This window comes from Kitasatospora sp. NPDC087315 (assembly GCF_044744345.1).
Classification (GTDB): domain Bacteria; phylum Actinomycetota; class Actinomycetes; order Streptomycetales; family Streptomycetaceae; genus Kitasatospora.
This window is the reverse complement of the sequence record NZ_JBIUYD010000003.1, coordinates 48,672-62,699: the sequence shown is the minus strand read 5'-3', so window position 1 is coordinate 62,699 and position 14,028 is coordinate 48,672. Positions and strand designations below refer to the sequence as shown.

The 14,028-nt window shown below is 73.4% G+C and carries 13 protein-coding genes; 2 read left to right on the top strand and 11 right to left on the bottom strand.

The genetic code is table 11. The features are described 5' to 3' along the window. Window positions 1–25 precede the first annotated feature (25 nt). From ACIO5D_RS05240 to ACIO5D_RS05195, 10 genes are read right to left on the bottom strand one after another with little or no spacing between them, the layout of a single operon-like run. A complete protein-coding gene (locus tag ACIO5D_RS05240) occupies window positions 26–1,660 on the bottom strand; it encodes an NADH-quinone oxidoreductase subunit N (protein WP_400654446.1) in 1,635 nt (544 codons plus the stop codon). A gap of 2 nt (window positions 1,661–1,662) precedes the next feature. Further along, window positions 1,663–3,219 carry a NuoM family protein gene (locus ACIO5D_RS05235; RefSeq protein WP_400654444.1) on the bottom strand — a complete coding sequence of 519 codons (1,557 nt, stop codon included), beginning with the start codon at window positions 3,217–3,219 and terminating at the stop codon, window positions 1,663–1,665. Window positions 3,220–3,275: 56 nt separating this feature from the next. Further along, window positions 3,276–5,303 carry an NADH-quinone oxidoreductase subunit L gene (locus ACIO5D_RS05230; protein ID WP_400793994.1) on the bottom strand — a complete coding sequence of 676 codons (2,028 nt, stop codon included), beginning with the start codon at window positions 5,301–5,303 and terminating at the stop codon, window positions 3,276–3,278. Continuing rightward, window positions 5,300–5,671: an NADH-quinone oxidoreductase subunit NuoK gene (gene nuoK / locus ACIO5D_RS05225; RefSeq protein WP_363605921.1), complete on the bottom strand. Its 372-nt coding sequence runs from the start codon at window positions 5,669–5,671 to the stop codon at window positions 5,300–5,302. Before nuoK ends, ACIO5D_RS05230 begins: the two co-directional genes overlap by 4 nt. After that, the gene (locus ACIO5D_RS05220; protein WP_400793993.1) at window positions 5,671–6,375 is read right to left on the bottom strand and encodes an NADH-quinone oxidoreductase subunit J; all 705 of its coding nucleotides are present in this window, start codon (window positions 6,373–6,375) and stop codon (window positions 5,671–5,673) included. The genes nuoK and ACIO5D_RS05220 overlap by 1 nt, the downstream gene beginning before the upstream one ends. Further along, window positions 6,372–6,932: an NADH-quinone oxidoreductase subunit I gene (locus ACIO5D_RS05215; RefSeq protein WP_363605923.1), complete on the bottom strand. Its 561-nt coding sequence runs from the start codon at window positions 6,930–6,932 to the stop codon at window positions 6,372–6,374. The genes ACIO5D_RS05220 and ACIO5D_RS05215 overlap by 4 nt, the downstream gene beginning before the upstream one ends. Further along, window positions 6,929–7,882, bottom strand: a complete 954-nt coding sequence (locus ACIO5D_RS05210) for a complex I subunit 1 family protein (protein WP_363606055.1) — start codon at window positions 7,880–7,882, stop codon at window positions 6,929–6,931. Before ACIO5D_RS05210 ends, ACIO5D_RS05215 begins: the two co-directional genes overlap by 4 nt. Before the next feature lie 2 nt (window positions 7,883–7,884). After that, window positions 7,885–9,012 carry an NADH-quinone oxidoreductase subunit C gene (locus ACIO5D_RS05205; protein WP_400793992.1) on the bottom strand — a complete coding sequence of 376 codons (1,128 nt, stop codon included), beginning with the start codon at window positions 9,010–9,012 and terminating at the stop codon, window positions 7,885–7,887. Further along, window positions 9,009–9,653 (bottom strand): NADH-quinone oxidoreductase subunit B family protein, encoded by a 645-nt coding sequence (locus tag ACIO5D_RS05200; protein WP_363605925.1) that lies wholly within the window; start codon window positions 9,651–9,653, stop codon window positions 9,009–9,011. The genes ACIO5D_RS05205 and ACIO5D_RS05200 overlap by 4 nt, the downstream gene beginning before the upstream one ends. Next, on the bottom strand, window positions 9,644–10,060 hold the full coding sequence (locus ACIO5D_RS05195) for an NADH-quinone oxidoreductase subunit A (protein WP_400756212.1): 417 nt from the start codon (window positions 10,058–10,060) through the stop codon (window positions 9,644–9,646). Before ACIO5D_RS05195 ends, ACIO5D_RS05200 begins: the two co-directional genes overlap by 10 nt. 384 nt (window positions 10,061–10,444) lie before the next feature. Between ACIO5D_RS05195 and ACIO5D_RS05190 the strand changes: the two genes are divergently transcribed. Continuing rightward, window positions 10,445–11,584, top strand: coding sequence for a sensor domain-containing protein (locus ACIO5D_RS05190; protein ID WP_363606057.1), 1,140 nt, complete (start codon window positions 10,445–10,447; stop codon window positions 11,582–11,584). A gap of 139 nt (window positions 11,585–11,723) precedes the next feature. Here the strand turns inward: ACIO5D_RS05190 and ACIO5D_RS05185 are convergent, their stop codons facing one another. Next, window positions 11,724–12,893, bottom strand: coding sequence for a trypsin-like peptidase domain-containing protein (locus ACIO5D_RS05185; protein ID WP_363605927.1), 1,170 nt, complete (start codon window positions 12,891–12,893; stop codon window positions 11,724–11,726). 123 nt (window positions 12,894–13,016) lie between these two features. Between ACIO5D_RS05185 and galE the strand changes: the two genes are divergently transcribed. Beyond that, on the top strand, window positions 13,017–14,003 hold the full coding sequence (gene galE, locus ACIO5D_RS05180) for a UDP-glucose 4-epimerase GalE (protein WP_363605928.1): 987 nt from the start codon (window positions 13,017–13,019) through the stop codon (window positions 14,001–14,003). Window positions 14,004–14,028: the final 25 nt, after the last annotated feature.

Sequence of the window (14,028 nt, the reverse complement as noted above, 5' to 3'; positions counted from 1 at the left end):
GATCCCCCGCACCGCCGGCCGGGGCTCAGAACAGCGTGCCGCCGGCCACCTGGAGGACCAGCTGCGGAGCCACCGAGAGCACCACGGCGGCCGAGGCGGTGAGGCCGAGGGTGGCGGCCAGCGAGGCGGGCAGCCGTGGCTCGGGGGCCGTTACCGCCGCCTTCCCGCCGTCTGCCGCCGGCGCGAAGAGCCGCGCCGTCCAGAGCAGGTAGTAGTACAGGGCGATGACCACATTGACGGCCATCACCACGGCCAGCCAGCCCAGCCCGGAGTCGACGGCGGCGCGGAACACCACCACCTTGCCGAACAGACCGACCACGCCCGGCGGCAGCCCGGCCAGGCAGAGCAGGAAGAAGGCGAGCGCCAGAGCCGTCCAGCGGCGCCGGGCGAACAGGCCGCGGAAGTCGTCGACCCTGGTCCCGGCCCGGCGGCCGACGGCGGCGACCACACCGAAGGCGCCCAGGTTCACCACGCCGTAGATCAGCGCGTACGCGGCGGTGGCGCCGAGCGGGTCGGTCCCGGTGGGCGCGTAGCCGGCGGCGGCCAGCGGCACCAGCAGATAGCCGGCCTGGCCGACGGAGGACCAGGCGAGCAGCCGCACCGCGCTGTACGAGGTGTCGAAGCGCTGGCGCAGCGCGCCCACGTTGCCGACCGTCATGGTGACGGCGGCCAGCACCGCGAGCGCCAGACCCCAGGTGTGCGCGTACGGGCGGAAGGCGATCGTGGTGACCAGCGCCAGACCGGCCAGGCCCGCCGCCTTTCCGACCACCGAGAGGTAGCCGGCCACCGGCAGCGGGGCACCGGTGTAGGTGTCGGGCACCCAGAAGTGGAACGGGGCGGCGGCGACCTTGAAGGCGAAGCCGACCAGGGTGAGCACCGCACCGGCCTCGGCCAGCGGCTTGAGCTGTCCGGGGACGCCGTCCAGGCCGTGGCCGATCAGCGCGAGGTGCAGGCTGCCGCTGGCGGCGTAGACGAAGCCGACGCCCAGCAGCATCACGGCGGTCGCGGTGACGGAGGAGAGGAAGAACTTCAGCGCGGCCTCGGCACCCCGGCCGTCGCGGCGCAGCGCGACCAGCGCGAAGGCCGGCAGCGAGGCCACCTCCAGGGCGACCACCAGGGTGGCGAGGTCACGGGCGGCGGGCAGCAGGGCGGCACCGGTGGCGCTGGAGAGCAGCAGGAACCAGTACTCGCCGCGGGGCAGCCCCGCGGCGGAGCCGCCGCCCGGCGCCTCCTCGTCCACGGTGTGCATCGACAGCAGCGCGGCGATCAGCGCGCCGCCGAGCGCCAGCAGCTGGAAGACCAGGGCGAAGTGGTCGGCCACGTACGAGCAGCCGGCGTTCTGGGCGTCGGTGCCGGTGTCCCGGACGCAGAAGGTGCCCCGGGGCCCGCCGCCGGTCAGCGGGAGGAGGGAGACGAGCGCGAGGGCGAGTCCGGCCGCGGTGAGCCGGCCGAGCAGCTTCTTGTGGCGCGCGGGCAGGAAGAGGTCGGTGACCAGCACGGCGAGGGCGGCCACGGCGGCGATCAGCGGGGGCGCGATCGCCACCCAGTCCACGGACTGGATCAGGCTGCCCGGGTTGGCTACGGCGAGGGAGGTCACAGTGGGCTGCCCCGTGGAGTGAGGTCCGAGTGCGAGCTGGGCTCCGAGCGCGGTGCCGAGCATGATCAGCCACCCCCGAGGAGGTGCTTGACGGCGGGATCGGAGAGACCGAGCAGGAGCGCGGGCCAGAGGCCGGCGAGCAGGGTGAGGGCGGCCAGCGGCGTCCAGCTGACGGCCTCGTACGGGCGCAGATCGGCGAGCTCCGGCACCGGGGCGGGCTGCTTCGGGTCGCCCATGCAGACGCGCTTGACCACGATCAGCAGGTACGCAGCGGTGAGGAGGGTGCCGAGACCGGCCAGGACCATGTAGGTGACGAAGGCGGGGCGCGACAGGCCCTCGGCCGGATCGAACGCGCCGAACATCGCGAGCAGCTCGCCCCAGAAGCCGGCCAGCCCGGGCAGGCCGAGGCTGGCGACGGCCGCGAATGCGAGCAGGGCGCCGATCCGCGGCGCCCGCCCGTAGAGGGCGGCGCCGGTGGAGCCGGCGAGGGTGTCGAGGTCCGCCGTGCCGTAGCGGTCCTTCAGCGCGCCCACCACGAAGAACAGCAGGCCGGTGATCAGGCCGTGGGCGATGTTGGCGAACAGGGCACCGTTGACGCCCACCGGGGTGAGGGAGGCGATGCCCAGCAGCACGAAGCCCATGTGGCCGACGGAGGAGTAGGCGATCAGGCGCTTGAGGTCGCCCTTGGCTCCGGACCGGGCGAGCGCGAGGCAGACCAGCGAGCCGTAGACGATGCCGACGGCGGCGAACGCGCCCAGGTAGGGGGCGAGCGTCGCGGTGCCGTCGGGGACGACCGGGAGGAGGACGCGGACCAGACCGTAGGTGCCCATCTTCAGCAGCACACCGGCGAGCAGCACGGAGCCGACGGTCGGGGCCGCCGTGTGCGCGTCCGGGAGCCAGCTGTGCAGCGGCCAGGCGGGGGCCTTGACCGCGAGCCCGATCATGATCGCCAGCGCGGCGATCACCTGGGTGGTGTGGCTCAGGCCGCTGCCGTGGGCGGCGGCCAGGGCCTGCATGTCGAAGGTGCCCGCCTTGCTGCCGACCAGCAGGAAGCCGAGCAGCATCACGGCCGAGCCGAGCAGCGTGTACAGGATGAACCGGTTGGCGGCCGGCACCTTCGCCCCGCTCCCCCAGCGGGCGATCAGGAAGTACATCGGGATCAGCACGATCTCGAAGGCCAGGAAGAAGAGCACGAGGTCCAGCACCGCGAAGGTGGCGAGCATGCCGGTTTCGAGGAGGAGGAAGAGCCCGGTGAAGGCCCGGGCGGAGGGCACGTGCTCCCCGCTCGGCAGCCGCCGCTCCGAGTACAGCGCGCAGAGGAAGGTGAGCAGCGAGGTCAGCACGATCAGCGGCAGCGAGACGCCGTCCACACCGAGGTGGAAGCGCACACCGATGGCCGGGATCCAGGACACGTCGGTGGTGGCCTGCATCCGGGCGGGCTCGTCGTGGTCGAAACCGGCCGCCAGGACGACGGTGAGGACGAGGACGGCACCGGTGAGGACGGTGTTCAGCCGCAGCGCGCGCCGGTCGGCGACGGCCGGGTCGGTGCCGAACACCGGCGCCAGGGTGAGGGCCGCACCGAGCAGCGGCAGTGCCAGGAGGGCGATGAGGACTGCGTTCATCGGTGGCTCCTACGGGCTGCGGTCGGCTGGACGGGGTGGGTCGGCTGGGGCATGCGCTACACCGCCACCAGGACGGCCAGCAGCACGACGCCGGCGAGCAGCGCGCTGAGGTAGGTCTGCGCGTTGCCGGTCTGCGCCAGCCGGACGGCCCGGCCGAGCAGGTTGGCGCCGAGCCCGCCGCTGCGGACGTACGTCTCGACGACCTCGCGGTCGAGGAAGCGGACGAGCCGCGCGGCGGCGGTCACCGGGCGGACGAACAGCGTGCTGTAGAGGCGGTCGACGCCGAAGCCGTGCCGGGCCGGGCCGAACAGCGGGCCGAGCAGGGTGCGCCCGGGGTCGGCGACGATCACCTCGGCGGCCGGGGCACCGGCCTGCCCGGGCACCCGGCCCTCGGCGGCGCGGGCCGGCCGGCCCGCGCCGAGCCGTGCGGTCGCCGACCGCCAGGCCCCGTACGCCAGCAGCACGCCCACCAGGGCGAGGCCGGTGCCGGTCACCGCGGTGACCGCCGACGGCCGCAGCGAGCCGCCGTCCAGCAGCGCGGGCAGCCAGTCGGAGCGCAGGCCGGCGACGCCGAAGCCCATGGTCGGGACGGCGAGCACCCAGAGCGGCCAGCGCATCGCGGGCGGCTCGGCGGTGGCCGGGTCGGCCTCGTCCACCTCGGGCGAGTACGGCGCGTCCGCCTCCGGCCCGGCGGGAGCGGCAGCACCGGCGGCGGCCGCCGGGCCGTGGAACGCCACCAGGAACAGCCGGGTCGCGTACGCGGCGGTGATCAGCGCGGTGAGCCCGGCCGAGATCAGCACGATCCAGCCGGCCGTCTGCGGCACGGCCGAGGCCGGGCCGAGGCCGTTGGTCAGCGCCTCGCCGTTGGCGGCGTGCTCGGCCGCGGTCAGCACCGCCTCCTTGCTGAAGAAGCCGGAGAACGGCGGCAGCCCGACCAGGGCGACCAGCGCGATGCCCATCGTCCAGTAGGCGTCCGGGACGCGCCTGCGCAGCCCCGGCATCCGGGACATCGCGGAGATCGAGTTGGTGTGCGCGGCGTGGATCACCACACCGGCGGCCAGGAACAGCAGCGCCTTGAACGCGCCGTGGCTGACCAGGTGGAAGACGGACGCCTCGCGGTCGCCACTGGCCAGCGCGCCGGCCATGTAGCCGAGCTGGCCGACGGTCGAGTAGGCGAGCACCCGTTTGAGGTCGTCCTGGGCGAGCGCGCAGAGCGCCGAGCCGATCATCGTCACGGCGGCCATCACCGCGAGCACGACCAGCGCCGCGCCCGAGAGCAGGAAGACCGGCAGCAGCCGGGCGACCAGGTAGATGCCGGCCGCGACCATGGTGGCGGCGTGGATCAGCGCGGAGACCGGCGTCGGGCCGGCCATCGCGTCCGGGAGCCAGGTGTGCAGCGGGAACTGCGCGCTCTTGCCGGCCACACCGGCGAGCAGCAGCAGCGCGATCAGCGTCGGGTGGCCGAGCCGCCCGTCGGTGGCCGCGGTCAGCACGTCGGGGATCCGGAAGCTTCCGGCGTCGGCGCCGAGCAGGAAGATGCCGAACAGGAACGGCACGTCGCCGAGCTTGGTGACCAGGAAGGCCTTCAGCGAGGCCGAACGGGCGTCGGCGGTCTCCCAGTGGTGGCCGATCAGGAAGTACGAGCAGATGCCCATGACCTCCCAGCCGACCAGCAGCACGATCAGGTCGCCCGAGTAGACGACCAGGAACATCGCCGCCGTGAACAGCGAGACCAGCGCCGCGTAGGACGGGTAGCGCGGGTCGTCCTTGAGGTAGGCGGTCGAGTAGACCTGCACACAGGTGGCGACCAGGCCGACCAGGACGGAGATCAGCGAGCTGAAGCCGTCCAGGTGGATGCCGAGCGCGATGTCGGGGCCGCCGGTCGGGGTGAGCCGGGTGGCGGCGTCCAGCGTCTGGCCGGTGCCGAGCTGGAGCGCGACGACCAGGGCCAGCACGGCCGAGACCGCGACCGGCACGATCGCCAGCGGCCGGGCCAGGCCCGGGGCGCGCCGGCCGGTGGCCAGGGTGGCCGCGGCGCCGAGCGCGGGCAGGGCGGGGACGAGGGCGGGCAGGGCGAGGTTCATACGGCGGCCTGGCCCTTCAGCGCCTCGGCGCCGGCAGGCGCCTCCTCGGCGGTGGACTCGGACGGGTCGCCGAGCGCGGTGACCTTGTCGATGTCCGCGGTGCCCCGGGCCCGGAACAGCAGCAGGACGATGGCGAGCCCGAGACCGATCTCGGCGGCGGCGATGGTGATGGTGAACAGGGTGAGCGCCTGGCCGGCGTGGAGTGAGTCGCGCAGCCAGGCGTCGAAGGCGACGAGGTTGAGGTTGACGGCGTTGAGCATCAGCTCGACCGACATCAGCACCAGGACGACGTTGCGCCGGGCGAGCACGCCGTACACGCCGACGCTGAACAGCAGCGCGGCGAGGACGACGGGGTAGGCGAGATGCATCAGCCCTCCTGCGGCGGGGTCGTCGAGGCGGGACCGGCCGGCGCCCCGGGCGTACCGGCGGCCTTCGCCGCGGCGGCGACGGTCACGTTGGACCCCACCGGCCGCCCGGCCCGCAGTCGGCCGGCCCGGGGCGGCGGCACCCGCCGCCCGGCCCCGCGCGACAGCACGATCGCCCCGACCAGCGCCGCCAGCAGCAGCACCGAGAGCGCCTCGAAGGGCAGTACCCAGGTCCGGAACAGGCTCGCGCCCGTCACGGCCGCCGAGCCGCCGCCCGCACCGAGGTCGATCCAGGAGGTCCGGAAGGCGTCCACGACCAGCGTCACCAGGGTGCCGGCCGAAGCCAGCGCCACCACCAGGGCCACCCACCGGTTGCCCGAGTCGGCGTCCGGCGAGCGCCCGATCGGCGCCTTGGTGAGCATCAGCCCGAACAGCACCAGCACGACCACCGAGCCGAGGTAGATCAGCACCTGCACCCAGGCGATGAACTCGGCGGTGAGCAGCAGGAACTCCACCGCCAGCCCGCCGAGCGCGACGACCAGCCAGAGCGCGGCGTGCACCAGCTGCCTGGTGGTGACGGCGACCACGGCCGAGCCGAGCACGGCGATGCCGACCAGCAGGAAGACGATCTCCACCCCGGTCGGGGAGAGGAAGGACCGGGCGGCCGGATCCAGCGGCCCGGTCGCGGCGAGCAGCAGCGGGCTCATTCCGCGGCACCCCCCTCGTCCGAAGCCGCGGCGGCAGCGGCGGCGGCCAGCTTGTCCGCCGCCTTGCGCGCGGTGGCGATCTCCTTGGGCTCCTCGGCCGCCGGGTCCAGCGCCGGTGGCGCCGGGACGGTCCACATCCACTCGCGGAGCCTGTCCCGCTCATGGGTCAGTTCCAGGATGTCGGTCTCCGCGTACTCGAACTCGGGCGACCAGAACAACGCGTCGAACGGGCAGACCTCGATGCAGATCCCGCAGTACATGCAGAGCGAGAAGTCGATGGCGAACCGGTCCAGCACATTGCGGGTGCGGGCGCGGGCGTTCGGATCGGCGGCCGGCAGCGTCTCCTTGTGGGAGTCGATGTAGATGCACCAGTCCGGGCACTCCCGGGCGCAGAGCATGCAGACCGTGCAGTTCTCCTCCAGCAGCGCGATCACGCCGCGCGAGCGCGGCGGCAGCGCGGGCTGCACCTCGGGGTACTGCGCGGTGACGCTCTTCTTCGTCATCGTCCGCAGAGTGACGGCCAGGCCCTTGGCCAGGCCGGCGCCGGGGAAGCTCATGAGATCGCCACCTTGATGATGCCGGTGAGGGCGAGCTGGACGAGGGCGAGCGGGATCAGCACGAGCCACGCGAAGCGCATCAGCTGGTCCTCGCGCAGCCGCGGGAAGGTGACCCGCAGCCAGATCACCACGAAGGCCAGCGCGAAGGTCTTCAGGATCGTCCACAGCCAGCCGAGCTGGTCCGGCAGCGGGCCGTGCCAGCCGCCCAGGAACAGCACCGCGGTCAGCGCGGACACCACCAGGATGCCCACGTACTCGGAGAGCAGGAACAGCGCGAAGCGCAGGCCGGTGTACTCGGTGTACGCGCCGAAGATGATCTCCGAGTCGGCGACCGGCATGTCGAACGGCGGGCGCTGGAGCTCCGCGAGGCCGGCCGTGAAGAACACGAACGCGCCGATGATCTGCCACGGGATCCAGTACCACTGCCAGGCGTCCATGATCCCGGGCAGCGACAGCGTCCCGGCGGCCATCGCGACGGAGGCGGCGGCGAGCACCATCGGCAGCTCGTACGACATCAGCTGCGCGGCCGTGCGCAGGCCGCCGAGCAGGGAGAACTTGTTCGCCGAGGCCCAGCCGGCCATCAGCTTGCCGAGCACGCCGACGCCGAGCACGGCGAGGACGAAGAACAGGCCGGCGTCCACCGCCTGGCCGACGAAGCCGTCCGGGCCCACCGGGATCGCGAGCAGCACGAACAGGTACGGCAGCAGCGAGACGGCGGGCGCCAGCTGGAAGATCCGGCGGTCCGCCCCGGCCGGGACGATGTCCTCCTTCTGCGCGAACTTCACGCCGTCGGCGACGAGCTGCGCCCAGCCGTGGAAGCCGCCGGCGTACATCGGGCCGAGGCGGCCCTGCATGTGCGCCATCACCTTGTGCTCGGTCTGGCCGATGACCAGGGGGAGGGTGAGGAAGACGACGAGCGTGGCGACGCAGCGCAGCAACGTGTCGAGCAGGTTCACGCGCTGTCTCCGTCCTGGTCGGCCGGTGCGGCCGGCTTCTCGCTCCCGGTCCCGGGCTGCTCCGCGCCGTCCGGTTCCGCCGCGCTCCCGGGCTCGTCGTGCGCGGGCACCGGCGAGTGCCAGGGCGCGTCGGCGGACCGGGTACGGGCGGGCGCCGACCGCTCCGGCTTCGGCTCGGCGTCCTCGGCGGGCTCAGCGGGCGCGGCGGCCTCGGCGGGCTCAGCGGGCGCAACGGGCTCAGCGGATGCGGCAGGCCCGGCGGCCTCGGCGCCCTGGCTGACCGACCCCTCGCCGACGGTCCTGGTCCGCCGCGGACGATCCGCCCGCACCGGCGCGGCACCCTCGGCCGCGGGCGTGCCCTCGGCGGCACCCTCGCCGCCCTGGCTGACCGACCCCTCGCCGACGGTCCTGGTCCGCCGCGGACGATCCGCCCGCACCGGCGCGGCACCCTCGGCACCGGCCGCACCAGCACCGGCCGCCGCACCGGCCGCGGCCCGCGGCGTACGCGCCGCCCCCGCCGCCCGCGCGCCACGCGCGGGCCGCTCGGCGACCGGCGGCAGGGTGCCCTTGAGCGGCCCCCACTCGTTCGGGTCCGGCACACCGGCCGGCTGCATCTTGCGTCGCGCCGGCCCGTCGCCGTGGTCGGACTCGCCCGGCTCCTTGGCACCCGGCCAGGCCTTGGCGACCCGGGCCGCGAGGACGAACTCCTTGCGCAGCGGGTACCCCTCGAAGCCGTCCGGCAGCAGCAGGGTGGCCAGGTAGGGGTGCCCGGGGAAGTCGATGCCGAACATCTCGTGGGTCTCGCGCTCGTGCCAGGCGGCACCGGCGTACACCGCCACGGCGGTCGGCAGCGCGGCCTTGTCACGCGGTACCCGGGTGCGCAGCACCAGGTGGCGCACGCCGGGGGCTTCCGGGGCGGCCAGGTGCGCGACCACGGAGAAGCCCTCGGCCAGCCCGTCGACGGCGCTCAGCCAGTCGAAGAAGGCCAGGCCCAGCCCGTCCCGGGCGGCGGTCAGCGCCTCGATCCAGTGCTCGGCGGGCACGTCGACGGTGATCAGCCCGTATGCCTCGGCGCCGGTGGCCCACTCGCCGACCGACGCCGCGTACTGCTCGGCGGTGCTCATGAGGCCCCTCCCTCGGGTGCCGGGCCGGCCACCAGCGGACGCCGCAGCGCCGCGGCGGGCGCGGCGTAGCGGGCGGGCAGCGATTCGGCGGCGATCTTCTCCTGGAGCTTGAGGATGCCCTGGAGCAGCGCCTCCGGCCGGGGCGGGCAGCCGGGTACGTAGACGTCGACCGGGATGATCTGGTCCACGCCCTTGGTGACGGAGTAGGAGTCCCAGTACGGGCCGCCGGAGTTGGAGCAGGCGCCGAAGGAGATGACGTACTTCGGCTCGGGCATCTGCTCGTAGAGGCGCTTGACGGCGGGCGCCATCTTGTCCGTCACCGTCCCCGAGACGATCATCAGATCGGCCTGGCGCGGCCCGGGCGCGAACGGAATGACACCCATCCGGATGAAGTCGTGCTTGGCCATGGACGCGGCGATGAACTCGATCGCGCAGCAGGCCAGGCCGAAGTTGAAGCACCAGAGGCTGTAACGGCGGCCCCAGTTGAGCACGACCTTGACCGGGTCCGGCGCGAGCCTGGCCAGCGGGCCGATACCGTGCGGCTCGACCGCGGCGCCGGGGCGCGACGGGTCCGGGAGGCCCAGCGGGACGGGGCCGCCGGCGGCGCCGTGCCCGTGCGAGTGGTTGTGCGTCACGTCCATTCCAGAACGCCCTTCTTCCAGGCGTAGAGCAGCCCGACCGCGAGGAAGCCGATGAAGACGAACATCTCGATCAGCGTCCCGGCGCCGTACCCGTCGGCGGCGAAGACGGTCGCCCACGGGAACAGGTAGATCGCGTCGACCGCGAAGATCACGTACAGGAAGGCGTAGACGTAGTAGCGGACCTGCGTGTGCGCCCAGTCCTCCCCCACCGGGTCCACGCCGCACTCGTAGGCGAGGAGCTTCTCCGGCGAGTACACCACCGGCCGCAGCAGCCGGTTGGCGGTGAACGCCACGGCGACGAAGAGCACGCCGACGACGGCGAGCAGGCCCATCGCGGCATACGCGTCGAAGTAGCCGCTGCCGACCGCCGGGTCGGCCGCGACGGCAGCCGCCTGCTGCCCCTCCATGCCTTCGCCTCCACATCGGCCGTGAAAACCGCCCTACAAGGCAGTTCTACGACGTTTCTTTACACGGTCATAACCATCGCCAATGCGTGAGTCTAAGTGCACGGCTCCCCACCCCCGCACCCCGCCCGATCCGCAAGACGGCCGGTGGACAACCCGTGGACACCCCGGCGCCGCGCGGCGGTCTCCCCCGAAGGTGGGGTTAACCCCCGCCCGGGGAGACGTATCACCCCCATGGCCACGCCCCGCCCCCTCCGGGGAAGCTTGGACCACCAGCTCGATCAAGAGGGACGGTAGATCCAGATGAAGCCTCTGCACCGCCGCGCCGCGGATGCCATCAGAGAGCAGGACGCGCGCATCGGACGTGCCCCGCTGTACGGCGCGCGGATGTGGAAGCAGGCCGGGCAGCTGATGTTCAACCTGCCGCTCGGCATCATGGGGTTCGTCTTCACCTTCGCGATGCTGAGCATCGGGCTGGCGCTGTCGATCACGGTGGTCGGCCTGCCGCTGCTGGCCGCCGGGCTGGCCGGCTGCCGGGGCCTGGGCGCGTTCGCCCGGCGCCGGGCCCGGTCCGCGTACGACTCCGGCGTGACCGAGCCGGAGCCGGTGCGCCGGACCAGGCCGGGTGCCATGGGCTACGCGGTCGCCCACCTGACCGACGCGCTGAGCTGGCGCTCGGCCCTGTACAACATCCTGCTGCTGCCCTGGGGCGTGCTGAGCTTCACGGTGACACTGATCTGTGTGATCGTCGGCTGGCCGGTCCTGCCGTGGGTGGTCCGCTTCCAGGCCGCGGTGGACCGGATGCTGGTGGAGCTCCTGCTCTACCCCGGCGCGCTGTCCGAGCGGGTGCGCGAGCTGGAGGACGACCGCGGCACGGTGGTCGACACCGCCGCCGCCGACCTGCGCCGGATCGAGCGCGATCTGCACGACGGCGCCCAGGCCCGGCTGGTGGCGCTGGCGATGGATCTGGGCCTGGCGAAGGAGCGGCTGAAGGAGACCGAGACGCCCGACGACGTGGCCGCCGCCGCCAGAATGGTCGACAACGCGCACGGCGAGGTGAAGCTCGCCCTGCAGGAACTGCGCGACCTGGCCCGGGGCATCCACCCGGCGGTGCTCACCGACCGCGGCCTGGACGCGGCGCTCTCCGCGGTGGCCGCCCGCTGCACCGTGCCGGGCGGGGTGCGGGTGCAGGTCGAGCTGAAGGGCGACGACGGCGCCGTGGAGCGCCCGGACTCGGCGGTCGAGGGCATCGCCTACTTCACCGTCAGCGAGCTGCTGACCAATGTCTCCAAGCACTCCGGTGCCCGCACCGCCACGGTCGACGCCTGGCGGGCCGGTGACCAGTTGATGCTGCTGGTCCAGGACGACGGCAAGGGCGGGGCCGCCGCCTACCCGGGCAGCGGCCTGGCCGGTCTGGCCGAGCGGGTCCGCGCGGTCGACGGGGTGTTCCTGGTGGAGAGCCCGGACGGCGGCCCGACCACGGTGACCATCGAGCTCCCCTGGCGGACCCGCACCGCCCGCCGCTGACTCCGGGCGGCGCGAGCCCGCCGGTACGCCGAGAGCCGGGACCTCGTCGAGGCAGTGACGAGGTCCCGGCTCCTTCCGCCCGTACGGCGGCCGGCCCGCGCGGCCCTTGCGCGGCTGCAGGCCGGCCGCCGTACGGGGCCTACGGGGTGGCCAGGGTGCCCAGGGTGACGTCGGCGGTCCTGCTCTGGCCGTCCCGGACGTAGGTGACGGTGACCTTGCTGCCCGGGGTGAGCGAGGCCAGCGCGGTGGTGAGCGAGTTCAGCGAGTCGACCGGGGTGTCGTCGATCTTGGTGATCACATCCCCGACCTGGAGGCCCGCCGCGGCGGCCGGGCCGCCGGAGGTGACCGCCACGATCGCGGCACCCGCCGGGCGGAACTTCTGGTCGAAGAAGGTCCGCGCGGTGATGCCCAGCGCGGCCCGGCCGGAGTTGGTGACCTTGCCGTCCTTGATCAGCTGGTCCGCGATGCTGGTGATGGTGGACGCCGGGATGGCGAAGCCGATACCGGGCGCGGCGGCGCCGTTGGCCTCGGGCTCGGTGGCGGCGAGCGTGTTGATGCCGATCACCTGGCTGTCCAGGTTGACCAGCGCACCGCCGCTGTTGCCCGGGTTGATCGCGGCCGAGGTCTGCACCATGTTGCCGATGGTGGCGCCCGGAGAGGCCCCCTCGTTGGGCTCGGAGACGGTCCGGCCGGTGGCCGAGACGATGCCCTGGGTGACGCTGCTGGAGAGCCCGAGCGGGCTGCCCATGGCGAGGGTGATCTGGCCCAGCTCGACCTTGGTGGAGTCCCCGAAGGTGGCCGGTTTGAGATCCTTCGGCGGGCTGGACAGCTTGATCACCGCGAGGTCGGAGTCGGGGTAGCTGGCGACCAGGCTGGCGTCGAGGGCCTTGGTGCTGTTGGCCAGGGTGACGGCGAAGGTGCCGGCGGTGCCGACCACATGGGCGTTGGTGACGATGTCGCCCTTGTCGTCGTAGACGATGCCGGAGCCGAGGCCGTTGGCGGTGGTGATCTGCACCACCGAGGGCAGGACGTCGGCGATCACCTTCTGGTACGCGTTCTGGAGCTGGTTGCCGTTCGCCACGGACGACGCCGAGGCGGACGCCGGGGCCGAACCGGTCGCCGGGGCGGCCGACGAGGAGGAGGACGAGCCGCTGCTGCATCCGGCCACCACCAGTGCCGCCAGCGCGGCGGCCACCCCGGGGACGACCAGGCGGGCGGTGAGCGGCACGCGCCCGGCCGGGCGCGGCCGGACCGGGAACGGGCGGGTGGCTTCCTTCTTGCGGTTCACCTTGGCTGCCTCCGATTCCATCGCCACACGGGGGTCACCCGGATCGCAGGTTTCCCACTACAGAGATCTTTGTCAGCATTTCACCGATATGCCCGAATCTGAGGCCCGACTCGCCCGGCACCCGGGCACCTTAGGATCGAGGCCATGACTTGGTTGATCACCGGTGGCGCCGGATACATCGGCAGGCACGTGGTGCACCAGCTCGTGGCGGCCGGCGAGCGGGTGGCCGTGCTGGACGACCTCAGTACCGGTGACCCCACCCGGCTGCCGCCGGGCGTCGCCCTGGTCGAGGGCTCCACGCTGGACCGGGCCGCCCTGGACGCGGCGATCCGCGCGCACGACGTGCGGGGCGTCCTGCACTTCGCCGCGAAGAAGAGGGTCGGCGAGTCGGTCGAGCGGCCGTTCTTCTACTACCGGGAGAACCTGACCGGCCTGCAGAACGTGCTGGAGGCGGTCGCCGAGGCGGGCGTACGGCGCTTCCTCTTCTCCTCCTCCGCCGCCGTCTACGGCATGCCGGACACCGAGCTGGTCACCGAGTCCGCGCCCTGCGCGCCGATGAACCCGTACGGCGAGACCAAGCTGGCCGGCGAGTGGCTGGCCGCGGCCGCCGGCCGGGCCCACGGCATCTCCACCGCCTCCCTGCGCTACTTCAACGTGGCGGGCGCGGCCTCGCCCGAGCTGTCCGACGAGGGCGTGTTCAACCTGATCCCGATGGTCTTCGAACGGCTCACGGCCGGCCGGGCCCCGCAGATCTTCGGTGCCGACTACCCGACCCCCGACGGCACCTGCGTACGGGACTTCATCCACGTCTCCGACATCGCCTCGGCCCATGTGGCGGCCGCCCGGCGGCTCGCCGCCGACCCGCCCGGCGAGACCTCGCTGGTCCTCAACATCGGCCGCGGCGAGGGCGTCAGCGTCAAGGAGATGCTGGACGTGATCGGCCGGGTCACCGGCTACGACGCCACCGGCGAGATCGCCCCGCGCCGGCCGGGCGACCCGGCCCGGGTGGTGGCCTCCGCCGAGCTGATCCGCCGCGAGCTGGGCTGGAGCGCCAGGTACGGCGTCGAGGAGATGGTCGCCTCGGCCTGGGAGGGCTGGTGCGCCCGCCACCCGCGGGCCCGCCGGCGGTAGCCCCGCCCGCAGGCCCGCCCGCCCG

Bases quoted from the DNA above. Each gene is read 5' to 3' on its own strand.
- nuoK (WP_363605921.1), bottom strand. From the start codon at position 5,671: ATGCATCTCGCCTACCCCGTCGTCCTCGCCGCGCTGCTGTTCAGCGTC.
- ACIO5D_RS05220 (WP_400793993.1), bottom strand. From the start codon at position 6,375: ATGAGCCCGCTGCTGCTCGCCGCGACCGGGCCGCTGGATCCGGCCGCC.
- ACIO5D_RS05190 (WP_363606057.1), top strand. From the start codon at position 10,445: ATGTGGAAGCAGGCCGGGCAGCTGATGTTCAACCTGCCGCTCGGCATC.
- ACIO5D_RS05205 (WP_400793992.1), bottom strand. From the start codon at position 9,012: ATGAGCACCGCCGAGCAGTACGCGGCGTCGGTCGGCGAGTGGGCCACC.
- ACIO5D_RS05185 (WP_363605927.1), bottom strand. From the start codon at position 12,893: ATGGAATCGGAGGCAGCCAAGGTGAACCGCAAGAAGGAAGCCACCCGC.
- ACIO5D_RS05200 (WP_363605925.1), bottom strand. From the start codon at position 9,653: ATGGACGTGACGCACAACCACTCGCACGGGCACGGCGCCGCCGGCGGC.
- ACIO5D_RS05235 (WP_400654444.1), bottom strand. From the start codon at position 3,219: ATGAACGCAGTCCTCATCGCCCTCCTGGCACTGCCGCTGCTCGGTGCG.
- ACIO5D_RS05195 (WP_400756212.1), bottom strand. From the start codon at position 10,060: ATGGAGGGGCAGCAGGCGGCTGCCGTCGCGGCCGACCCGGCGGTCGGC.
- ACIO5D_RS05230 (WP_400793994.1), bottom strand. From the start codon at position 5,303: ATGAACCTCGCCCTGCCCGCCCTCGTCCCCGCCCTGCCCGCGCTCGGC.
- galE (WP_363605928.1), top strand. From the start codon at position 13,017: ATGACTTGGTTGATCACCGGTGGCGCCGGATACATCGGCAGGCACGTG.
- ACIO5D_RS05215 (WP_363605923.1), bottom strand. From the start codon at position 6,932: ATGAGCTTCCCCGGCGCCGGCCTGGCCAAGGGCCTGGCCGTCACTCTG.
- ACIO5D_RS05240 (WP_400654446.1), bottom strand. From the start codon at position 1,660: ATGCTCGGCACCGCGCTCGGAGCCCAGCTCGCACTCGGACCTCACTCC.